The sequence below is a fragment of the Armatimonadota bacterium genome (genome assembly GCA_029907255.1).
Classification (GTDB): Bacteria; Armatimonadota; UBA5829; order DTJY01; family DTJY01; genus JAIMAU01.
In genome coordinates this window covers 213,953-235,897 of record JARYMF010000003.1, presented here as the reverse complement: position 1 = coordinate 235,897, position 21,945 = coordinate 213,953, and the positions used below count along the sequence as shown (strand labels likewise).

Annotated in this window: 18 protein-coding genes; 12 read left to right on the top strand and 6 right to left on the bottom strand. The window is 44.2% G+C overall.

All coding sequences use genetic code 11. The features are described from left to right. Positions 1-75: 75 nt before the first annotated feature. Both QHH26_03735 and QHH26_03730 read right to left on the bottom strand, forming a co-directional pair. Positions 76-1,101: a Gfo/Idh/MocA family oxidoreductase gene (locus tag QHH26_03735; GenBank protein MDH7481076.1), complete on the bottom strand. Its 1,026-nt coding sequence runs from the start codon at positions 1,099-1,101 to the stop codon at positions 76-78. A gap of 46 nt (positions 1,102-1,147) precedes the next feature. Next, complete coding sequence (locus QHH26_03730) at positions 1,148-1,951, bottom strand: histidinol-phosphatase (GenBank protein ID MDH7481075.1); 804 nt, start codon at positions 1,949-1,951, stop codon at positions 1,148-1,150. A gap of 105 nt (positions 1,952-2,056) precedes the next feature. Between QHH26_03730 and QHH26_03725 the strand changes: the two genes are divergently transcribed. The 4 genes from QHH26_03725 to QHH26_03710 all read left to right on the top strand — a co-directional run bounded on the left by QHH26_03725 (position 2,057) and on the right by QHH26_03710 (position 8,828). After that, the gene (locus QHH26_03725; protein ID MDH7481074.1) at positions 2,057-4,048 is read left to right on the top strand and encodes a right-handed parallel beta-helix repeat-containing protein; all 1,992 of its coding nucleotides are present in this window, start codon (positions 2,057-2,059) and stop codon (positions 4,046-4,048) included. Positions 4,049-4,203: 155 nt separating this feature from the next. Next, entirely contained in the window at positions 4,204-5,322 is a 1,119-nt protein-coding gene (locus QHH26_03720) for a uroporphyrinogen decarboxylase family protein (protein ID MDH7481073.1), read from the top strand. 151 nt (positions 5,323-5,473) lie between these two features. After that, positions 5,474-6,553 (top strand): LptF/LptG family permease, encoded by a 1,080-nt coding sequence (locus QHH26_03715; protein MDH7481072.1) that lies wholly within the window; start codon positions 5,474-5,476, stop codon positions 6,551-6,553. A 142-nt stretch (positions 6,554-6,695) separates the two neighbouring features. Beyond that, on the top strand, positions 6,696-8,828 hold the full coding sequence (locus tag QHH26_03710) for an LptA/OstA family protein (GenBank protein ID MDH7481071.1): 2,133 nt from the start codon (positions 6,696-6,698) through the stop codon (positions 8,826-8,828). A 74-nt stretch (positions 8,829-8,902) separates the two neighbouring features. Here QHH26_03710 and QHH26_03705 read toward each other — a convergent pair whose 3' ends face one another. Continuing rightward, the gene (locus QHH26_03705) at positions 8,903-9,520 is read right to left on the bottom strand and encodes a hypothetical protein (GenBank protein MDH7481070.1); all 618 of its coding nucleotides are present in this window, start codon (positions 9,518-9,520) and stop codon (positions 8,903-8,905) included. 102 nt (positions 9,521-9,622) lie between these two features. Here QHH26_03705 and lnt point away from each other — a divergent pair, with 102 nt between their 5' ends. The 3 genes from lnt to QHH26_03690 are packed head-to-tail and all read left to right on the top strand — an operon-like array spanning position 9,623 to position 12,293. Continuing rightward, positions 9,623-11,107 carry an apolipoprotein N-acyltransferase gene (lnt, locus tag QHH26_03700; protein MDH7481069.1) on the top strand — a complete coding sequence of 495 codons (1,485 nt, stop codon included), beginning with the start codon at positions 9,623-9,625 and terminating at the stop codon, positions 11,105-11,107. Further along, positions 11,104-11,748 carry a cyclase family protein gene (locus tag QHH26_03695; GenBank protein ID MDH7481068.1) on the top strand — a complete coding sequence of 215 codons (645 nt, stop codon included), beginning with the start codon at positions 11,104-11,106 and terminating at the stop codon, positions 11,746-11,748. The genes lnt and QHH26_03695 overlap by 4 nt, the downstream gene beginning before the upstream one ends. Then, positions 11,739-12,293, top strand: coding sequence for an archaemetzincin family Zn-dependent metalloprotease (locus QHH26_03690; protein ID MDH7481067.1), 555 nt, complete (start codon positions 11,739-11,741; stop codon positions 12,291-12,293). Before QHH26_03695 ends, QHH26_03690 begins: the two co-directional genes overlap by 10 nt. 41 nt (positions 12,294-12,334) lie before the next feature. On the opposite strand, the gene QHH26_03685 is transcribed toward QHH26_03690, so the two are convergent. The 3 genes from QHH26_03685 to QHH26_03675 are packed head-to-tail and all read right to left on the bottom strand — an operon-like array spanning position 12,335 to position 14,462. Next, entirely contained in the window at positions 12,335-13,063 is a 729-nt protein-coding gene (locus QHH26_03685; protein MDH7481066.1) for an HD-GYP domain-containing protein, read from the bottom strand. After that, positions 13,047-13,985 (bottom strand): hypothetical protein, encoded by a 939-nt coding sequence (locus QHH26_03680; GenBank protein MDH7481065.1) that lies wholly within the window; start codon positions 13,983-13,985, stop codon positions 13,047-13,049. The genes QHH26_03685 and QHH26_03680 overlap by 17 nt, the downstream gene beginning before the upstream one ends. Positions 13,986-14,024: 39 nt before the next feature. Further along, the gene (locus tag QHH26_03675) at positions 14,025-14,462 is read right to left on the bottom strand and encodes a prepilin-type N-terminal cleavage/methylation domain-containing protein (protein MDH7481064.1); all 438 of its coding nucleotides are present in this window, start codon (positions 14,460-14,462) and stop codon (positions 14,025-14,027) included. 265 nt (positions 14,463-14,727) lie between these two features. Here QHH26_03675 and QHH26_03670 point away from each other — a divergent pair, with 265 nt between their 5' ends. The 5 genes from QHH26_03670 (at position 14,728) to QHH26_03650 (ending at position 21,773) form a co-directional block, all read left to right on the top strand. Continuing rightward, positions 14,728-17,670 carry an SEC-C metal-binding domain-containing protein gene (locus tag QHH26_03670; GenBank protein ID MDH7481063.1) on the top strand — a complete coding sequence of 981 codons (2,943 nt, stop codon included), beginning with the start codon at positions 14,728-14,730 and terminating at the stop codon, positions 17,668-17,670. A 12-nt stretch (positions 17,671-17,682) separates the two neighbouring features. Further along, a protein-coding gene (gene prfB, locus QHH26_03665; GenBank protein ID MDH7481062.1) for a peptide chain release factor 2 occupies positions 17,683-18,796 on the top strand; the annotation gives its coding sequence in 2 pieces (ribosomal slippage) (positions 17,683-17,751 and positions 17,753-18,796; 1,113 coding nt in all). Continuing rightward, positions 18,786-19,478, top strand: coding sequence for a 5'-nucleotidase (locus QHH26_03660; protein MDH7481061.1), 693 nt, complete (start codon positions 18,786-18,788; stop codon positions 19,476-19,478). Before prfB ends, QHH26_03660 begins: the two co-directional genes overlap by 11 nt. A 5-nt stretch (positions 19,479-19,483) precedes the next feature. Continuing rightward, positions 19,484-20,407, top strand: coding sequence for a M28 family peptidase (locus tag QHH26_03655; protein ID MDH7481060.1), 924 nt, complete (start codon positions 19,484-19,486; stop codon positions 20,405-20,407). 55 nt (positions 20,408-20,462) lie between these two features. Then, complete coding sequence (locus QHH26_03650; GenBank protein MDH7481059.1) at positions 20,463-21,773, top strand: TolC family protein; 1,311 nt, start codon at positions 20,463-20,465, stop codon at positions 21,771-21,773. Positions 21,774-21,945: the final 172 nt, after the last annotated feature.

Below are 21,945 nucleotides of genomic sequence, written 5' to 3'. Positions count from 1 at the left end.
CATTTAGCTGAGGGCGGCTACGAATAGCGAGCGGCTAATGCTAATAATTCGCTATTATCGACAGCAATATAACGCTTAAATTGATTTGCATTTAGCCAATTCCAATGCTTTTAAAGATGCCTTAAGTGCTTGGAGGCCATCATAACCCGAAGGCAAATCAATCAAATGTCCTTGTCTAATGCTCTTGGCGAATAGAGAGTACATCTTGTCGAAAGCCTTTGCGGGTGAAGTAATTGTCTTGCGGAAGCATTCATTCTTGCTGTAAAGGCTAAACTCTCGTCTATTCTCCTGGCCTTCGATGCTACACTGCAGGTTTGCATAGCTTATCAAACCTTCTGTTCCTATTAAGTCGTGCCGCAAATTAGCTTCATGCGCAGGCGTATTATGCGTATACGCCCAACCCTGCTCAATTATAAACAATACGCCATTGTCCATTTTACCTGTAGCTATCACATGGTCGGGGTTTGGGTAATCCTCGATATGTGTGCCTATGGCATGAATTTCGGCAAACTCTGATTTGCTAAACCACCGGCAAAGGTCAAAGTGGTGGATTCCACAGTCAACAATTGGGCCCAATCCAACGGTTATCAACATTCTATAGCGGTCTTCCCCTGCCCACCTGCCGCCCATCCAGTTTCCAATTCCTCGAATTACTTTTAGCTCACCGATAACGCCTTGGTCAAGTAATGCTTTCATCTGCGGCATTGGTTCTGTGTGGCGTAGCTCGAAATTGATGGCAAAAAGGCGTTTAGCTTTTTCCATCGCTTGAATCATTTCTTCAGCAAGCTCAACGCTTTGTGCGATTGGCTTTTCGCATAAGACATGCTTGCCTGTTTCTGCGGCATCCAACACTACAGGATGATGCTGGTCGAGAGGGACAGCAACTCCGACGGCGTCGATGTCATCGCGAGCAAGAAGGTCTCGATAATCGGTATATATAGCCGCGACTTTGTACTTTTCAGCTAGTTCCTCAAGTCTTGTTTGATTTAGGTCAGAGAGTGCAACAAGCTCGATTTCTTCGCAGTTTGAGATTGCGGGTATGTGTCCATAGCAGGCTACGGTTCCACATCCAATCATTCCAATCCTAACTTTTTCTGCCATAAGGGCCTCCAAAACCTGGCTTATTTTACAAACCCAAAATTATAAGTTACTTCAATTTACAAAAGTTTCTCCGTATAATTCGAAGCTCTAGGTCTTTTTCAGTATAGCCAACCTCTCGGAGGAGTGCATATGCCTTATCAAAGTCTCTAACTAATTCTAAGGGTGAGTGTGCATCCGCCGTTACAACAACCGAAATCCCCCGACTGACGCAACCTTTTAGAATTGAAAGTGATGGGTATTGTTCCTTGCAGGGTCTGTGCCAGCCGGAAGTATTTAGTTCAACAACCATTCCCGAGTCGGCAATTGCGTCCAAGGTCGCCGAAATCTCCTTGCTAAGGTCCACCGAAGCATAGTGTCCAAATTTCTTTGTTAGGTCGAGATGCCCGGCAATGTCAAATAAACGGCTTTCCGCCATTTTTCTAACGCTTTTCCAATAGCCACGTATTATTTCATTTCTCTGTTCTTGATTTAGCGTATCCCACTTTTCAGCAGCTTCGTCAATTGGAAAATCGCCAAAAAAGTGAACCGACCCTATTGCATAGTCGAAAGGATATTTGGCGAGCACACTGCGGATGAGATCTTCAGTTTCAGGGAAATAGTCCATCTCGATGCCCAAGCGGACGGTTAGGTTGCTGGTTGCTTTTTTTGCAGCTTTTTGCACCTCTTCGACGTAGACTTCGAGCATGTTTGGAGGGATGCTCCAGGTAATTAGAGAATTGTTTGGATGTATAACGCAATGGTCAGATATTCCTAGCTCGTCTAGTCCCAATTTGCTTGCCCAATGGACAAAGTCGGCTATCTCACCTTCTCCATCGCTCCAACGTGAGTGTGTATGATATGATGTTCGCATGACTATTAGTTTAACACATGGGTGAAGTCTTCAGCAAACAATTGCATTTAACCTAAGAGGTGATACGCCATTATTGAATGTTCAATTGGATATTAGGAGGTTTAATTGGACAAGCGCTTGTTTGGATTATTTTTCTTTCTTGGAGTATTTATGTTTGGGGGGTTAATGATGGCTAGCAAGACGTCTGCTGTGCCGAAAGCTGATTTTTATGTTTCCACATGTGGCAACGATTTGTGGTCCGGGACCTTTCCTGCGCCAAATGATATGCACACTGATGGGCCATTTGCTTCAATTGAGCATGCCCAAAAAGCCGCTCGAGCACTAAAAAAGAAAAAGGACCCGAAATGCTCAGTTAAGATAATGATTCGGGGCGGCACTTACTGTTTAGACAAGCCTCTTGTTTTCAAACCAGAAGATTCTAACACAATCTACGCCGCTTATCCTGGCGAAAAGCCGGTGTTGAGTGGAGGAAGGCAGATTACAGGTTGGAAGAAGGTGAAAGAAAAATTATGGAAAGTTGAATTAGCGGACGTTAAGGCGGGTAGATGGTCTTTCAGGGACTTATATGTTAATGGCGAGCGACGTAGGCGTCCTCGACTTCCTAGAGAGGGTTTCTTTCACATTGAAAAGCCCATCTCGCCTGAAGTGAAGGATGCATTTATTTACCCCGAGGGGAGTATTAAACCATGGAAGAACCTGGATGACGTTGAGGTCATTGTTTTTAACGCTTGGGACGAGCTTAGGTTACGGATTGCTAGCATAGATGAGCAGACGCGAACAGTTACTTTTACAGGTTCAAACAATTGGCCCTTTGGTGCATGGGGGCAAGGTTCTAATCGCTTTTATATAGAGAATGTTTACGAAGCTTTGGACGAGCCTGGCGAGTGGTATCTTGACCAAAAGGAGGGAATACTTTATTACTATCCGCTTCCTGGCGAGAGTATGTCGAAAGTTAAGGTTATTGCCCCTATTCTCGAAGAGCTTGTGATAATTGATGGCGATGTTGAAAATCAGAAATGGGTTAATAATTTAGTCTTTCGTGGATTGAGCTTTCAATATACAGGATGGCACCTGCCAGCACAAGGGCATATCCCTATCCAGGCGGAGTATTCTGTTGGCGCAGTTCTAGTAGCAAATGGCGCACAATCATGCGAGATACTCGACTGCGAGTTTACCCATTTAGGTAAATATGCCATCCATTTTGGTAGCGGCTGCAAGAATAATAAAGTTGCTGATTGCCATATCTATGATATGGGTGCTGGCGGGATAAAGATAGGTTTGCCAACCAACAATTTGAAAGATTCACAGAAAACAGAAAATAATGAGATATTGAACAACCATATCCATGACTTGGGGAAAACATACCTTTGTGCGGTTGGCGTTTGGATTGGCGGTAGTGGAAACAATCGCATTGCCTATAATCACATACATGACTTAAACTACTCAGGCATATCTGTTGGTTGGACCTGGGGTTATGGTCCAAGCCTTGCGGTCGGAAATATTATAGAACACAACCATATACATGATCTTGGCAAGGGCCTCCTAAGTGATATGGGTGGTATATATACGCTAGGAGTTTCGCCAGGGACTGTCCTTCGTAATAACCTGATTCATGATGTTGTCTCCTATAGTTATGGCGGATGGGGAATTTATTTCGACGAAGGAAGCACCGGCATCATAGCAGAGTGCAACATAGTTTACAATTGTAAAAGCGCTGGGTTTCATCAGCACTATGGTAGAGAGAATGTTGTTCGAAATAACATTTTTGCATTTGGAAAAGAAGCGCAAATTCAGCGCACGCGGGCAGAGGGACACATCTCCTTTATTTTTGAGAATAATATTGTCTATTGGACGGAGGGCAATTTATTTGCCGGCAACATGAAGGATGGAAGTTTCCAATTTGATAAGAACGTTTATTGGAATGCAAGTGGGAAACCGGTTGAATTCCCCAAAGACTGGAAGGAACGCGGTTTGGATGTGCATTCTATTATCGCTGACCCACTTTTCATGAATCCCGAAAAACACGACTTTCGACTTAAAAAGGAATCCCCTGCGTTCGCCCTTGGTTTCAAGGAAATAAAAGACGCTGGAGATTAAACTGAACTAGCTTTGATGGTTCGGAAAGAATCGTCAAAAGCCGATTAAAAATATCATTCACAGAACGTCTTCGATTGAAGTAATTTATCCTTCCGACTTCGACAATCTGTGTTGTATAAAGACAACATAGGACTTAACTAAGACGGTGCTTACTAATGACGGATCTAGAACGCTTTTTGGGGATAATGGAGTATCAACCGGTTGATAGGGTGCCAAACCACGAACTTGGCGTTTGGCCTCAGACGATTGAGAGATGGCAGTCCGAGGGAATGCCGAGAGATGAACTGAAATTTGACTGGTTTGCGGGCGAGCCGTATTTTGGTTTTGACAGACGCGAGTTTATTTCGTTGAACTTCGACATGATTCCGCTTTTCGAAGTCGAGGTATTGGAGAGAACAGAGCGATACGAGGTTGTTCGAAATCAGCTTGGCATAATAACTCGGGCATTGGTCGAAGGGAGTATTGGCACAAGTCGGATGTGCATGGATACATATATCGAATTTCCTGTGAAAACATTGGATGATTTTCGTCAGCTTAAAAAACGCTATGACCCTCGCGACCCTTCGCGATATCCGCAAGATTGGAGACAAAATATCCTGCGTTGGCGCTCTCGTGATTACGTATTAGTGCTAGGCCGCAATTGCCAAGCGGATGGCTTTTACTGGCGGGCGCGGGAGTGGATGGGGACAGAAAACCTTTCATATGCATGGTACGACCAGCCAAAGCTTTGCCATGAGATGATGGAGACTTACGCTGATTTTACAATAGAAGTTGCGCGCCCAATACTCGAAGAAATTGATGTGGAGTATTTTAATTTAAATGAAGACTTTGCTGGCAAAGGTGGGCCGCTCATTGGACCAGAGACGTTCAAAAAGTATATTTTTAAGCCAATGAAGAGGCTTGTTGAGTTCTTCAAATCTAAGGGCACTCGTTATGTCATATTGGATAGCGATGGAAACTTTGAGCCGCTGATTCCTTTGCTTATGGATGCAGGAATTGATATGGTTTGGCCACTCGAACGTGCAGCTGGCATGAATCCAGTTTGCTTGAGGGCGAAGTATGGCCGGTCACTTCGTTTATCGGGCGGGGTGGACAAGCGAGTGCTTCCGAAGGGTAAGTCTGCAATTGAAGAACATCTTCGTGAACTCCTCCCACTAATTGAAGAAGGTGGTTACATCCCCACTGTTGACCATACTGTACCTCCTGATGTTTCTTGGCAGAACTTCTGCGATTATATGAATGCCAAACGAAAATTACTCGAAGGCAAACTTTGATGGTTTATAATCTTGTAGGATTTTGACACAAGATTTTTCGTTTAAATATCATCACCCAAAATGAAAAAGAAACACGTTTGCCGTGTTTTGCCTCCCATGCTATAATTCCTCTTGCAGCTTTAGGTTTAGCAGTAAGTATATTAGAGTAATAATGAAAACACTAGACCGCTACATCCTAAAAGAGATGCTAGCTCCGTTTATGGTCAGCATATTTGCGTTTATTGTACTGCTGATCGGACGGGTTATCTATGACAACCTCGACTTTATTGTTGGGAAGCGAGTACCATTGGGGTTGGTTTTGCGCTTGGTAGCATTCCAACTGCCGTGGGTTATCGGAATTGTACTGCCTCTTGCTACCCTTTTCGCCACTTCACTTTCCGTAAACCGTCTTGGCCGCGACAGTGAGATAACTGCGATTCGCATGACAGGCACGCCGCTCAGGCGAATATTCTTGCCTATACTAGCGGTTGGTTTTGTTACTAGCTTGGTTGCGTTTTGGTTTGGCGAAACTGTAACCCCATGGGCAAATAGGGAGGCGCAGCGAATTGTACGCATGATTTGGGGACTCCAAAATGCGCCCTTAATTCAAGATAACGTCTTTTTCAATTCCGAGAATTATTATTTCTATGTGCAAAAAGTTGAGCGACCAAGTCAATCGCAGGTAATTCTACGCAATGTTATGGTTTATGAGACTCCAGTTGTTGGTGGGTATCCAATGCTAATGACGGCGTCGTGGGCGACAAATAAAGATAATTTGTGGACTCTGCACGATGGTGTACTTCGCAAAATAGGTCCCGATGGCTTTACAGAATATGAGACAAAATTTCGAGAAGTATGCTTGAATTTGAAGCGGCCGTTTAGCGACTTTTGGGAAAGCCAATATACTCCCGAAGAAATGAGCTTTCGTGACCTTCGAAGGCAAGTTGCATTATTTTCGCAAACTGGTAGGCAAGCAAACGAAATGCAAGTAAACTTGCACTTTAAGCTTTCGATTCCTTTCTCATGCTTGATTTTTGCACTTTGCGCGGCTCCTTTGAGTTTAAAGTTTGCTCGTTCTGGAAGTTATTCTGGTATCCTACTTGGGATTATTATTATGTTCCTTTATCAAAATAACATATGGCTTGGTAAGGCGCTTGGAATAGGTGGAATGGTTCATCCTGTGCTTGCTGGATGGTCACAAAATATAATCTTTGGATTAATTGGCATCTACCTAATTTGGCGGGAAGAGTGAAGCGTTTCTTCTCTAGTAATACTGATAATATCCTCATACAAACGTTTTTCACATGAAGAGTTTCTCGGTTTTTTTCAAATTTAAGAAAGCCCCTTATCGAGAGCAGCTTTATTTTCTGCTTTTGCTATTTATTAGTTGCGCATTGGCTTCACCGGCGTTTACTGAGGATGAAGATGCAATCTCGTTGTCGGCGGGGATTACCCGTTGGTATCCAGAGAAAAAAGTGGTAGCGTCAGGAGGCGTAGAGGCTTCATACAAAAACTTTAAGATTACCTCAGACGAGGCTGAAGCTGATTTAGAGACCAATATTGCTATATTCAAAGGAAATGTAAAAATCTCGACGGGCGAGTATAACGCTCAAGGCGAACTTCTAACGCTAAATATGAAGACCAAGGATTGGAGAATTGAAAAGGCTAGCAGTAAACTCGAACCAGGTTCGCTTCAAGGCAATCTCCAGGGTTCTGCATTTATCCATAGCTTAGTCCTAAGCAGTCATAATGAAAACCTTTTTGTGGGCAATGGGTCATTTACCACTTGCGATCTTCAGCAACCTCACTACAGTATTAGCGCACAAGAGTTGGCAATATACCCAGGCAATAAGATAGTAGCTCGTAAAGTTTCTTTTGTTGGATGGAATAAGCGAATTTTCACTTTGAACTCGCTTGTAATTCCTATAAAAGGCTTTGGTGAAAGTTTTGTGCCGCAAGTGGGGTCTAGCGCCGAAGAGGGCATGTTTCTTAAAGGCGCGTATGCATATACTGCAACAGAAAATGCCCAAGGCTTTCTGAAGTTAGATATTATGTCAAAGCGGGGAATCGGCACAGGCATCGAACATTCGTACCAAACAGCCGATACCACTGGTCTAATTTCTCTTTATTATCTATTCGACAAAACAGTGGATGCCAACAACCTTTCAGGCCGAATTCAACATCAGCAGAAGCTTGGATCGGTTAATTTTAATTTTACCGGTGACTATCGGCAGAACAATTATCTCTACTTCCCCGGTACAACCTCACAGGATTACAATGCAACCTTTAGTCATTTTGAAAATGTGTCGAGCACTTCGCTTTCAATCCGACGAAACATGAGCAGTGGGTATGGAAATTACTCGTCAGATACAATCTCATTTCGACATGACCGAAGGTTTTCAAATAAGCTCAGCGGGCAGTTTTCGACCGATCTTCGTACGTACAAGTCATCAAGCTTCCAGGGAATTGCTGATCGTGAGATGGAATCAGGCTTTGACCTGCGCTTTGATGACCATAAATTTTCGGCTTCCTTGGTTGCAAGCAAGCGCTTTGATCTTGATGGTGACGAATTCACCGGAGACCAGTTCTACAGCAGTCTTGACCGACTGCCTGAAATTTCGGTCGAAACAGACACATACCGTGGCGGTATGAAGTTGCCATTTCCAGCAAGGCTTAGGTTCACCACAGGGAGATATCACGAGGAACCATCGGGCGTTACAAGCGACCGCTTTATGTTTGAGATGGATATACTTGGCAAGTCGTATGACTTTGGAAAGAATGAATTAAATATATCCGCTGGGTTTCGACAGGCTTTCTACGCTAGTGATATGGCGCAGTACGTTTTGAGAACTAATGCTATCCTGACGACTAGGTTCAGCGATTATTTTAAAACTAGGTTAGCATACAACTACCAAGATCCTGAAGGGTATAGTCCATTTAGATTTGACTATTCTGGCAACTACAACTACCTCAGGTTAGTTATGGATTATGAGGATGATGAGGAGCTTAGATGGAGTTTAGCAACAGGTTACGATTTTCGTCAGCGGCAGTATCCTTGGCATGATTTGACTCTAAGGCTGACTGCCCGCCCGAAAGACATAATCGGCTATTCTATTTCTGCGGGATATAATCTAAATATTTCTAAGTGGCGTAATCTCGTTACTCGCATTCAGCTAGGTCAACCAGATAATTTGGCACTAGACCTAGGTTGTCGGTATGATGTTGAGCTCGGAAAAATAGCGCTACTTCGAAGTGTGTTCGATATACCAATGGGCAACAAATGGCGAATTAGCGGCTTAATAGGATGGAACGGTTTTGAGAAGAAATTTGATTATCGAAGTATTAAGCTGACCAGAGACCTACACTGCTGGGAGGCATCTTTGATTTGGACAGATGAAGTTGGTTTTCGTAAAGACCGCGGCATTAGACTCGATTTTCGCATTAAGGCATTTCCATTCAAGGAGAGATTTGGCATTGGTCAGTATGGCCAGGCTATCGACCCGAGTATGGGAGAATTTTATTACTAAGCTGCTAAGGAAAACCAATTTTGGTATTCTTGCAAAGTAGATGCTCGTGCGTCGTATCCAATAACAAAAGGCTTTCAGACGTCTACCTGAATGCGGAAGTCTTTAATGTCAAGAGGTTTGATGAGGTCAGTCGAAGGCTGAATCTCACGATTTTCATTTAGAACATCGCCAATTGTTTCAACGCCAGTATTTATAATCGTTTGATCATTTGTAATGCCTATTTCTAGGAATTCGGTGCCGGACTTACCAAGGGCATCAAGAAAGCGGGTTGGCGTTCCTAGTTGATTTGCGGTTATGAAGTTGACTTCTATTGATTGGCTGGTTGCCTGGATGTCATTTAGGTCGATGGTGAACACAAGGCTGGACGGATCACTTCTGTCAAAACGTATCGGTGCCCCAATTGGTTCGACGTCGAAAGTATCAAGATTATTTACTTTGTATAAGGTGTATTTGCCTTGGTAGTATCTGATAAAATGTGTTACCCCGCCGGTAACCCATCTGTCGCCTGTTAATAGCGAGGGAAAAATCGGCGTTGGATACTTGCCATTATCGGTGTTTGTGTCAATGGCAATAAAGTAGTAGTATGCTTCGTTTATTGGGGCGTCGAATTGGATTTGAAAGGTCAGCTCGCGCTTTTGCGTTAACAAAATGCCCGAGGGAGTTCGTGCGCATCCGACGATGAGCAATATCAAAATAACAGCCTGAAATGCAAATAAATATTTAAAAATGAATCTGAGCCTTTTCACAGGAGGATTATAACAGAAGCAGATATGGGTTACAACAGGCACAAGTATATGGGGGTCTTTCGGGTATTTGCATGCTTCCTGTCGGGAGTGGCTTTGTCACTTGCATTTCCCAGAGCAAATCAACATTGGCTGGCGTGGGTGGCGCTTTCACCTCTCATGTATTTTGTCTGCAATTCGAAATTACGCGCATCACTCGCATGCGGATTTGCTTTTGGTTTTGGTTTTTTTGCAAGCCATTTGTATTGGATTTTAATTTTTGGAAAGTTACCATGGGCATTACTTGCTATTTTTCAGTCGCTTTTCGTCTTATTATGGGTCATTTTAGCGAACGTTTTAGGAAGGCCTCTTGGCGCATGGGGAAGATTATTTCTCCTACCAGCGCTTTGGATCTGCTGCGAATGGTTTCGGTCAATAGGAATGATGGGCTTCACTTGGGGCGACATTGGCTATAGTCAACACTCTTTCCTCCCATTTATACAAATCGCCGCAATTACAGGAGTCTGGGGCGTTTCTTTTCTTGTTGCGTTAGTGAACTCCACGTTGGCAAATGTGGCAAATGGAAAGCTGTTCAAAGCCCAGGCTGTTATCGTGGCAGTGGTGTTAGCCGCAGTTTTAGCTTACGGAGTTATTATTTTGCAAACAGGTGAAACCTCCTCAAAAAAGTTTCGAGCTGCGGCGGTTCAAGGAAACATAGACCAAGATGTACCTCAGGATTACTTGTACATTGAGCGAACTTTGCGTACCTATCGTGAACTCACAAGGCAAGTTAGCCGTGAAGGTGCGCGTTTGATAGTATGGCCTGAAACTGCCGTTCCCGGCAATCCGGGGACTGATTACTATCTTCAGGCGTTTCTGTCTACTTTGGCAGCCGATTCCAATGCATATCTGCTTGTTGGCGCTCACAATGAAGATGAAGATGGCAAGTGTTTTAATTGTGGATTCTTGATTGCTCCTGGAAGAGGAATTATAGCAAAATATGCAAAAGTACATCTTGTTCCGTTTGGCGAGTTTGTTCCGGCAAGAAAGTATCTGCCTTTTCTTTCATACTACCGGGTGACGCCTGTTGACCTTTCGCCTGGGCCAGGTTTCAACATATTAACAGGCGGACCTCATAAATTGGGGCTTGCAATTTGTTTCGAGTCCATTTTCCCAGAAATCTCTCGAAAACTTGCCTCTGCGGGTGCAGAAGTTTTGTGTGTAATAACAAATGATGCATGGTTCAAGCGAACTGCTGCTGCTGAACAACATGCTGTAAAGTCGGTATTCCGTGCCATTGAGAATAGGCGCTACCTAATTCGTGCTGCGTCGACAGGAGTCTCTTGTATTATTGACCCGCACGGGAGAATCCTTGCCAAAAAAGGGATATTTGAGCCGGGCACAATCATAGCGGATGTTAGTCCAATAGACAAAAAGACCTTTTATACTCGAATGGGGGATTGGTTCGTTTATTTTTGTTTTGGAATAACAATCGTCTTCGGATTGTTTGTTTTATTTCGAAGTTACTCAAAATTAAAGAGCAAGGAGGAAATATGAAGATTATTGACATTACCCTTCCAATTAGGCCTGGAATGCCGGTTTATCCAGGTGACATTAGTGTTGAAATTACGCCAATCGGTCGAATATCTGAAGGTGCTAGCTCGAACTTATCGGCTCTTAAGCTTGGGACGCACACGGGCACTCATGTTGACCCACCTATTCACATGATTGAAGGTGCTCCAACTTTGGATAGTGTGTCTCTAGATATGCTGATTGGGGAATGCTATGTGTGCGATGTTGGGGATGTGCCAGTCGTAGATTTGTCGGTGCTACAGGCTTCAGAGATACCAGAAAACACAACCAGGCTATTGCTCAAAACTAGAAATTCCGATTTCTGGTACGAGGAAGAATTCCGAACAGATTTTACATACCTTGCTCCGGATGCTGCTCAGTGGCTTGTCGAACGCGGGACGCGTCTTATCGGAACCGATTATCTCTCCATCGAAAAGTTTCGTTGCAAGGGACATCCTACTCATTTGACATTGCTAAGCGCTGGCATAGTAATCATCGAGGGGTTGGATTTACGCAACGTCGCAGCGGGTAAATACACATTGATTTGCCTGCCTCTAAAAATTGAGGCTGGCGATGGGAGTCCGGCACGAGCAGTATTGATTGAAAGCTCTGAAGCATGGTGCTAAAAATATATCTACAGCCTATTAATAGTACCAACCGAAAGGTGCTCAATAGGCTTGTGAGCGCATTGGAATCAGTATTTCACATGCCTATTGAGGTGCTCGATGCAATACCGATGCCTCCCGGCGCATTCAATCCTACGCGAAGACAATATCATTCAACTAAAATACTTCATTTTCTTAAGGACAATCTACCGCCTGATGCATTTAGGCTTGTTGGAATAACAGAAGCTGATTTGTATGTTCCTCAACTGAACTTCGTTTTTGGTGAAGCAGTGATGGAAGGCGAGGTTGCAATAATATCCCTTCATCGTCTTTATCCAGAGTTCTATGGACTTCCTGGAAACGAAGAACTTCTGGAAGAGCGCGCAATCAAGGAGGCTGTTCATGAGCTAGGACATACTTTTGGTCTTGGCCATTGTGTGAACCCAAAATGTGTAATGTATTTCTCGAATAGCATAAGCGATACTGATCGTAAGTCAGCCGAATTCTGTCAGGAATGTCATGCTCGCTTGATAAAGTTTATGAACTTACAGCTTCAAAATAACTAACTCTGGAGCATACGACTTTGGCTTCTTTTGGGGGTAGCTTGTTAAGCGGCCTTGAGCATTTCTTCATCCTTGATTGAGGAGTAAAAGCGGTCAAGTTCACCTGATGATAGCAAAGATTTCAAGACTTCTACTACTTGGCGATCAAACTCAATCCCTGCTCCTTTATCTAATTGCTCTACCCTCTCCGCTGCGCTCAATGCTTTCCTGTATGGGCGGTCGGAACTCATTGCATCAAGCGCATCAACAGCACAGAGTATCCTAAGCGATAAGGGTTGCTGATATGCGGGCAGCTGGTCTGGGTACCCTGTTCCATTGAGGCGTTCCTGGTGGTGGCGAATTAAGAAAAGAACCTCTTCCCCCATGTCAAGCGGACGGCAAATATTCTCACCGGTAATAGGATGAGTTTGTATTATTAGGCGTTCCTCTGCAGTGAGTTTTCCTGGCTTACGCAACACATTATCTGGCACTCCAATCTTTCCTATGTCATGGAGCAATGCAGCATTCCGTAGTGCCTCTGTAGACTGGGGAGATAAACCAAGTTGTTTGGCAACAAGCACTGAAATTTCTGATACCCTATATGAATGACCTTGTGTGTAGGGGTCCCGTGCTTCCAAGCTTCTTGCAAGTGATTGGAGTGTTTTTAGGAATCTGTCATGGAGTTCTTTATAAAGACCTGCGTTTACGACGCCCATTGAAGCGTGGGTCGCCAACATTCGGAGAAGGTTAAGATCTTCGCGCGCAAATGGCGGTGAGTCAGGAACCGTATACACTAAGGGTTCCAACAACTTTGAAATTGCTTTTCTCTAGTGTTCCCAGCATTGTGTTTGGGGTGCTTTCAACCAAGGGCACACATATTGCTACCTTGTTTTGAATTGGCACGCTGGTTGTATCATCGTCAAGGATTCCTGGTATAAAAGCCGGGTGTCCCGATGTTTGTACCCATTTTTCAATTGAAAAGTCGCATATTTTATTTTGAAAAGTTGGGTCAAACCACCGCTCAGCCGCAGTGAAGAGCTCACCCGTGTCAGAGTTAACAAGCATTATGAGTCCCCCTGCTGCACCTGTTTCAGAAACAGCGGTGTCGAGAATATGATTCAAGAATTGTGGAAGATCAGTCGCCGACGTGAACCGTGTGCCAAACTCAAACAATGCCGAAAGCTTTCGTTCCTTCGTTCGCATTGTTTCTTGCTGTTTTCTATACGCAAGAATATAAGCTGTTACAAGCGCCGCACCCGCAAAAATTGCTATATGGCTGGTTATTTGGTTTGGAATATCATGGGGTTTGCCGTTTTGCAATATGTTAATAAGACTACCTGAAAAATCGAGAATTACGCTGATGGCAAGCGCAACTAGTATTGGCCGCACGTGGTTATATACGTAACCTGTGCTTACAATAACAAAACAATATAGGAGAAAGAAGTTCTCCGTGCCTGGGGTGCCGCTGTGGCATGCAAGCGAAATTGCGCTAAAATCGAGCCCTCTTGTAAATAAACCAAAGAATCTTGAATACTTGCTGTATATCTGACTATTTGAAACAATTAAAGCTGCTATTGTGTTATAGTAAAAGACTCCAAAAATTGCGAGCGCGGCAAAAGGCGAATTGGCATAATCGTCTATTGCAAACGCGGCTGCGATTAACGCTATCCAACGAAGTCTTACTATTAATAGTTCAGCTTTTCTTTGTTCTTCCATACCTTCTGGTTGTATACTCCAATAAATCCCAAGGAAAACCTACCATTCGCTATAGGGTTTTCCATCTACAGAGTTTCCTAAAGCGCTGCTCTGAATCTTTCCTACATTGGGTTTGGAGGTAATGTAAATAAACGGGCGGCCTGAAACCGGATCCGCGGGAATGGAATCAACATATGGTCCTCTCCATTTAGCTGAGTTAATGGGTTTTGGGTAACCATCTTCAGATAATCCAATTGGTGGTGCTGATGTAGCAGATAAATCCGATAGGCGGATTGGGTACACTCCTGTATGTGCATAGAATGCCTGGACAGCATTCCTCAATAGTTGCAGACAACTTCTTAATTCTTGTTCTTTGTTTCTAGTGTTAGCACCTACCAGCTTTGGTAGTACAATCGCTGCAAGGATTGCCAGGACGACGATGACAACTAGCAATTCGACCAGCGAAAATCCAACTTTTGACCTTAAGAACCTGCTCACTGTTTGTTTCACCTTTAAGAGAGACTTTGCAGAATATGTAATTACTTATAATTACAACAATGGCTGACTTTGAGCGTGTTCATCGAATGATTGAATGCAGCGCCAAACTTTCCGTTCCACGTATTATTTTCGGTATGAAAAAGCAATTCCTATAGATGGTTGTAATTAGTATGAATAGAAACCACATGCAAGCATTTATAACTAGCGCTCCTTTTTGACAATCAAGCTTGGTTATGGTAACATTTACTAGGTCAAAAGCACATTAATGGATTTTAAATATATGGGAATCATAAGCTGGTTATTAAGTGGAAATGAACGAGAAATCGCTAGGCTTCGAAAGATAGTCGACAAGATTAACGCCTATGAGCCAGAGTATGAGTTGCTCACAGACGAGCAACTTCGTGCGAAAACTGATGAGTTCAAGGCTCGGCTTGCTAATGGCGAAACACTTGACGACATTCTTCCAGAAGCCTTTGCTGTTGTTCGGGAAGCAAGCAAGCGTACTATTGGGCTGAGGCATTTCGATGTCCAAATGATTGGTGGAATAGTCTTGCACCAGGGCCGCATCGCGGAAATGAAAACTGGTGAAGGTAAGACTTTAGTTGCCACCCTTCCCCTTTACTTAAATGCTCTTGAAGGCAAAGGAGCACACTTAGTAACAGTTAATGATTACCTAGCTAAATTCCATGCGCAGTGGATGGGTCCCATTTACGATTTTCTAGGTCTAACTGTTGGGGCTTTGCAAGGCTCAAATGCAGAAACAGGCGAGCTGGAGGCTTCTTATATTTTTGATAGAAATTACGTTAACGAAGAGGAACCAGTCTACCCAAATCTGCGTCGTGTGGATAAAAGAACGGCTTACATGGCCGACATAACCTATGGTACAAACCACGTCTTTGGTTTTGATTACCTGAGAGATAACCTTGCTTTCTCGCTAGAAGAGCTCGTCCAAAGGGAGCTTCATTACGCAATTGTAGACGAAGTTGACAGCATCCTAATCGACGAAGCTCGAACGCCGTTAATTATTTCTGGGCAAGCCCAGCAGTCGACCGACCTTTACTACAAGATGGACCGTATTGTTGCACGCCTGGTGCCTGAGAAAGACTATACGGTTGATGAAAAAGCCCGGACGGCGATGTTGACAGATGAGGGCATCAGGAAAATAGAGCAAGGAATGGGTGTTGAGAACCTTGCTGATGATCCAGCATTGATGCACCATGCAAATGCTGCACTTAAAGCAAGGACTATTTTCAAGCGTGATGTTGACTATGTTGTTCGAGACAATCAGGTAATCATAGTTGACGAGTTTACCGGACGTTTGATGTTCGGCCGTCGTTGGGGCGATGGATTACATCAAGCTGTTGAAGCAAAAGAGAATGTCAAAATTGAGCACGAAAGCCAAACGCTTGCGAAAATTACATATCAGAATTATTTCCGACTATACAAAAAACTCGCTGGCATGACGGGCACAGCGAAGACCGAAGAAGAAGAGTTTCGCAAAATATATGGACTTGATGTTGTAGTCATCCCGACGCACAAGCCAATGATTCGGGTAGACTACCCGGATGTAATTTATAAGACCGAAGAAGCGAAATTCCGAGGCATCACGGCAGAAATTCTTCGGCTATATTGTCGACAGCAGCCGGTATTAGTTGGCACACGCTCAATTGAAAAATCGGAAATTTTAAGCTCGCGACTTGCACCTGAACGTCTGCAGCTATTGGCAGCAGTTTTTGTGCTTAAATCAAAGCTTAATGAAGCTCGCGATATTGAAGCCGAGAAAAAGCGGGAATACATAGCCTTGCTAAATACAAAGTTTGGCGAATTGACTCTAGGACGCCTGCTACCGATGGCAAGGACACTTGGAGTTTCCTTGGACATGCTAGCGCCGGAAAATGTAGAACGATTTGCTTCATTAATCGGCGTGCAAAATCCTGAAGAAGTAGAACGACTAAGGCAAAGCCTTGCCGAAGGCGTTCCACATAATGTCCTGAACGCGAAATATCATGAGCGAGAGGCGCAGATAATTGCCGAGGCCGGCCGCCTTGGTGCAGTAACAATTGCCACTAATATGGCTGGTCGAGGTGTAGATATTATTTTGGGCGGCAAACCTGAGGGGTCAACTGCTAATCGAAACCCAGAGGCGGAAAAGGTCGTGGCTCTTGGGGGATTGGCGATAATAGGCAGTGAACGACATGAAAGCCGCAGAATTGACAATCAGCTTCGAGGTCGTTCAGGACGTCAGGGAGATCCCGGATGCTCAAGGTTTTACTGTTCGCTTGAAGACGAACTGTGGCGTGTTTTCGGCGATAAATCAAAGAGCGTGCTTCTAAATTCGTGGCAGGAAGACGAGCCGATTGATTGGAAGCCGCTCTCAAAAATGATAGAGCTCACGCAAAAGCGAATGGAGTCATACCATTTCAGTATCCGAAAGCACGTGCTGCAGTATGATGATGTAATGAATGTCCAGCGTGAGGTCATTTACAGTCAGCGCAGAAAAATCCTTGAGGGAGTTAATCTCAAGCCTACAATAATCGAATATCTGCATTCAACAATCAGCAACGCAATTAATATGTACTGTCCCGAAGGAGTACATCCAAGCGAATGGGACACAGATACCTTGTTCGAAGTGCTGGACGAGATATTCCCGCTTTCGGTATATGCAAGGCCAGCTGACTTAAAGGGCAAAAAGCGTGATGAGCTAGAGGAGTTTCTTAATGCAGTAGGCGATAGAACATATGAAGATAGAGAACAACTTCTCGGTGCCGAAGTTATGCGCGACCTTGAGCGACAAATTGCTCTGCGCGCGATAAACAATAAGTGGATAGATCACTTGGATGCAATGGACTATCTGGAAGAGGGCATCGGCATGAGAGGATACGCAGGCATTGACCCGGTCATTGCCTTTAAGAAGGAAGCTTACGAAATGTTCCAGCAGATGCTCGAGAGCATCCAGGATGAGATACTCCGCATGGTATTTCGTGTGCAGGTCAAGGTTGTGCAAGAACCATATAGAAATCCATTCCGCAACATAACCATGTATGGCGGTGAATACATTCCCGCCATGGATGTTGCGGAAGAAAGGGATAATGGCAGGTCGTCTGCTCAAAGCACAATTCAGCGAAAGCATAAGGTCGGCAGAAACGACCCTTGCCCTTGTGGAAGCGGAAAAAAATATAAGAAATGTTGTTTAGGAAAAGAGGGATAGAACAACGACACTATGGTAATCGAGATTCAAAAGGAAGTTGATGCTCTAAAAGAGCAGATTGATGAACTCAGGAGGCATCTTTGAACTTGCTGACAGGCAAGATGAGATAAGAAGACTCGAAGCGCAAACTGCTGAGGCCGGGTTCTGGGACGACCAGGATAAGGCGCAGCAGGTGTTGAAGAAAATTGCGCGTCTAAAGCAAGCGGTTGAGCCGTGGCTAGCATTGGATAAAAGAATTGAGGATCTCCAGGCATTTATAGAATTAGCGGCTGAGGAACAAGACGACAACGAAGAATTGCTGAAGGAAATCAACGCAGAGCTCGAAACAATACGCAGTCAATTCTCTGAGCTTGAGCTAACAACCTTTCTCAGTGGCGAGCACGACGCAAGCGATGCCATTATGGAGATAAACGCTGGCGCAGGCGGAACTGAGTCTTGTGATTGGGTTGAAATGCTCCTTCGCATGTACCTGCGATGGGCAGAGCGGAAAGGATACACTTCAGAAATTGTAGATTCAGTAGAGGGTGAAGTTGCCGGACTGAAGAATGTCACCGTTATTATTAGTGGCTTGAATGCCTACGGTTACTTGAAGGCTGAAAAGGGCGTACACCGTCTTGTCCGCATATCGCCATTTGATGCAAACAAGCGAAGACATACTTCTTTTGCTTCGGTGGATGTTATCCCCAAACTTGATGAAAACACCGAAGTTGAGATTAACCCGGATGATATTCGAATTGACACATTTCGAGCTAGCAGCGCTGGAGGACAGCACGTCAACAAGACAGATTCGGCAGTGCGAATAACACATATACCTACAGGCATTGTCGTAACTTGCCAGAATGAGCGCTCACAGCATCAGAACCGCGAAATGGCAATGAACATATTGAAGGCTCGCCTCCTTGATTTGGAGCGCCAGGAGACCGAGAAAAAGCTGGCTCAACTCAGGGGTGAATTGCGTTCCATCGAGTGGGGCAACCAAATTCGCTCGTATGTTTTCCAGCCATATCAAATGGTCAAGGACCATAGAACCGGCGTTGAAACAGCGAATATTAACGCTGTTATGGATGGGGAAATCGACTTGTTTATTCGAGCTGGGCTAAGGTGGCTTGCTTCCAGTGAAAATTAAAACCGCTAGTTGCCGCCTGGGTTTTTATTACAACATGCGCTCTAGAATTGTTACTGTTGTTCTATTTATATTGACTCTGACGACTCAATTACCAGCCGCCATCGATTGCCAATCTCCCCTAAGTTCTGTTAATTGTCAGATAGAAGAAACCGAACTCGGGGACCTTGTGTCTGATGCCCTCAAAGATGCAATGAATGTGCAAATTGCTTTTTTCCCCGCTGGTGCGCTTCGCGAACTTACCATTCCAAAGGGAAAAGTTGAACCTAAACAAGTTATTGAGTGCCTTCAATATCCTAATGACCGCGTAGCAGTTTTGGAGCTTACTGGCAAGGAAGTTGTAAATGCATTGGAAAGAAGCGTTTCGGTATTTCCTAGAAAAAACCTTGGTTTCTTGCAGGTCGGCGGCCTTAGTTTTACTTTCACTCCTAATTCCCCTAAGGGTTCTCGAGTTTCTGGTGTGAAAATTGGTGGTTCTGCCATCGATTTGAAAAAGAAATATACTGTTGCTACTACTGAGCCTTTAGCCAAAGGTGGTTATGGGTATTTTACAATCTGGGGTAGTGTTAATATAAAGGAAATTGGCAAAATTACCACAAAAGAAGCTGTGGAGAAATTTTTGAAAAAAATGCAAACTGTTGACTATTCCAAAAAAGACCGTATTAGAGTCATGAAAGCACAGTAAAATCAATGAGGAAATCGTATTCCGTTCATCTCAATCTTCTCCTGCTAGCCTTCTCACTAATTGCAGTAGGGATTACTGGTTGTTCAGCTCAGAGCACGGCGTCTCAATTTGATGCAAACAGAGCATTTTCCTACTTGAAAAAACAGTGTGAATTCGGTCCAAGGCCTGTTGGCACGGAAGCACATGAAAAAGTAAAGGCCTATCTGCTAGAAGAGCTCAAAAAGAGTGCAGATTCAGTTCAAACCCAAGACTTCGAACATACTCGCTCAGAGAAAACTTACAAGCTTTCAAATATCATCGCTCGTTTTGGAAAGCAAGATCGACCAGCGGTTCTACTTTGCGCTCACTGGGATACTCGCCCCACTGCCGACCAGGAAATTGAACCTACTCAACGAAATAAACCAATTCTAGGAGCAAATGATGGTGCGTCTGGAGTTGCAGTCCTCCTTGAATTAGCTAGGCTTTTTGCTAAAAAGCTTCCTCCCGTCCCTGTGATGATTGTACTTTTCGATGGCGAGGACTTTGGTCCTACTTCTGAGCATATGTTTCTAGGCTCACGCCATTTTGCAAAAAATGTTCGGAAAACAACAATACGCTATGGTATATTGCTTGATATGGTTGGGGATAAGGAATTGACAATTTACCGTGAGAGAAACTCCAATGAGCGAGCCAGGTGGGTGGTTGATAAAGTCTGGTCAACAGCTAGTAAACTCAATTTTAATAAAGTGTTCTCCAACCAAGTAAAATACACCATAATAGACGACCATGTTCCTTTAATTGATGCGGGCATACCTTGTATAGACGTAATTGACTTCGATTATGCTTATTGGCACACACTGCAGGATACAGTGGATAAGTGTAGCCCCGATTCGCTAAGAATTGTTGGTGAGACAATCGCTTCTGTTGTATATTCTGAGCCTCCAGACTAGGTGGCAAGTCATTCTCTTGGGATTGAATATACGGAGTAGGAGGTATGCTATTTTGATGCGCTTGGTTTTTCTTATTCTTATGACTCAAGTTCTCACCTGCTTGCGTATTTTTGGCGAAGAGGTACGGTCTATTACTATTCAAGATGCGGTGAATTTGGCAGTATCGCAGAATCCTGCAGTAAGAGCCGCACGAAATGAACTAGAAGCCGCCAGGTGGCGCATTGATATAGCTAAGTCGGCGAAATATCCCCAAGTTTTGATGAGCGCTCAATATCTCCATACCGATGCCCTTGGAACTTTTACAATTCCGTCACTTGGTCCCAATATTCCGCTTAGAACTATTTCTATCGGAGCCGCAGACAACACAATTGGTATTCTTCGCGTCCAGCAAGCACTTTATACAGCGGGGCGTATACCGGCTCAAATAAAACGAGCTGTTGCATTATATGATGTTGCTTTGGGCAGACTAGCGGCCGTTCAGGCACAAATTGTTCTCGAAGCAAAGGAAGCATATTACAATGTTCTATTAAGTGAAAGTTTGGTTCGCAGTGCAGAGCAAAACCTTGTAGCAGCTAAACAACACCTTGAAGTTGCCACCGCCAAATTTGAAGCTGGCTCAGCACCAAGGTTTGATGTCATCAGAGCAAAAACCCAGGTTTCAGAGGCTGAACAGAACCTTACCCAAGCGAGAAATCAGGCTCAACTTGCAAGGATTACGCTGAATAAAGTCCTCGGAGCCCCACTGAATCAAGTTTTCAACCTGTCTGAACCCAAACCTCCCTCACCTCCAGCCAAAGATATATCGTCGCTAATTGAAACTGCATTATCGCAGAGACCAGAGGTACTCATAGCAAAAGCTCAAATTGCGGCTGCCGAAGCTGGAGTTCGAGCAGCCAAAGCAGACGAGCGCCCACAACTTGGATTGGATGCTGATTATCAGGTGGTGTCCAATGAAAACCCGGGTCAGGCAAGCGGTTTTACTTTGGCTGCAGTTTTAACTAAAGAGATATTCGATGGTGGCCGAATCAAAGCAGCAATTTCAGAGGCAAAAGCTATGCTTGACGAAGCACGTTCACGATTTGAGCAGACAAAATTTGAAGTTGAGCTGGAGATAAGGCAGTCGTATTTAAATCTTGAAACAGCACAAAAAACTCTTGAGACTGCCAAAGCCCGACTTGCTCAAGCAGAGGAAGCATATGAGATTGCGCAGGTAAGGTACGATGCAGGTGTAGGCACTGCCGTAGAAATTGCTGATGCACTGGCTGCATTGGCGGCGGCGCGAACTAACCTTGACCAAGCGAATTATGACTACAACATCGCATATGCAAAATTACAAAAAGCGCTTGGAAATCCTTCAGGCGCATAAGACATTGAATAACAAAATGCGGGTGCACAGTACACCCGCATTTATAGGTATTAACAATACTGGAGGTGCGGCGTATGAGTCAATTAAGATTAATCGGAATCGCCGCCTATGAGTCCGTTAAATATTTACCCATCCTCCACAAATATAAACGACTTATCTCAATTAAAAGTTT

Excerpts from the sequence above, each read along its gene's own strand:
- QHH26_03715 (MDH7481072.1), top strand. The coding sequence starts at position 5,474 with ATGAAAACACTAGACCGCTACATCCTAAAAGAGATGCTAGCTCCGTTT.
- QHH26_03655 (MDH7481060.1), top strand. The coding sequence starts at position 19,484 with ATGAGGAAATCGTATTCCGTTCATCTCAATCTTCTCCTGCTAGCCTTC.
- QHH26_03670 (MDH7481063.1), top strand. The coding sequence starts at position 14,728 with ATGGATTTTAAATATATGGGAATCATAAGCTGGTTATTAAGTGGAAAT.
- QHH26_03735 (MDH7481076.1), bottom strand. The coding sequence starts at position 1,101 with ATGGCAGAAAAAGTTAGGATTGGAATGATTGGATGTGGAACCGTAGCC.
- QHH26_03680 (MDH7481065.1), bottom strand. The coding sequence starts at position 13,985 with ATGGAAGAACAAAGAAAAGCTGAACTATTAATAGTAAGACTTCGTTGG.
- QHH26_03730 (MDH7481075.1), bottom strand. The coding sequence starts at position 1,951 with ATGCGAACATCATATCATACACACTCACGTTGGAGCGATGGAGAAGGT.
- QHH26_03695 (MDH7481068.1), top strand. The coding sequence starts at position 11,104 with ATGAAGATTATTGACATTACCCTTCCAATTAGGCCTGGAATGCCGGTT.
- QHH26_03690 (MDH7481067.1), top strand. The coding sequence starts at position 11,739 with ATGGTGCTAAAAATATATCTACAGCCTATTAATAGTACCAACCGAAAG.
- QHH26_03650 (MDH7481059.1), top strand. The coding sequence starts at position 20,463 with ATGCGCTTGGTTTTTCTTATTCTTATGACTCAAGTTCTCACCTGCTTG.
- lnt (MDH7481069.1), top strand. The coding sequence starts at position 9,623 with ATGGGGGTCTTTCGGGTATTTGCATGCTTCCTGTCGGGAGTGGCTTTG.
- QHH26_03720 (MDH7481073.1), top strand. The coding sequence starts at position 4,204 with ATGACGGATCTAGAACGCTTTTTGGGGATAATGGAGTATCAACCGGTT.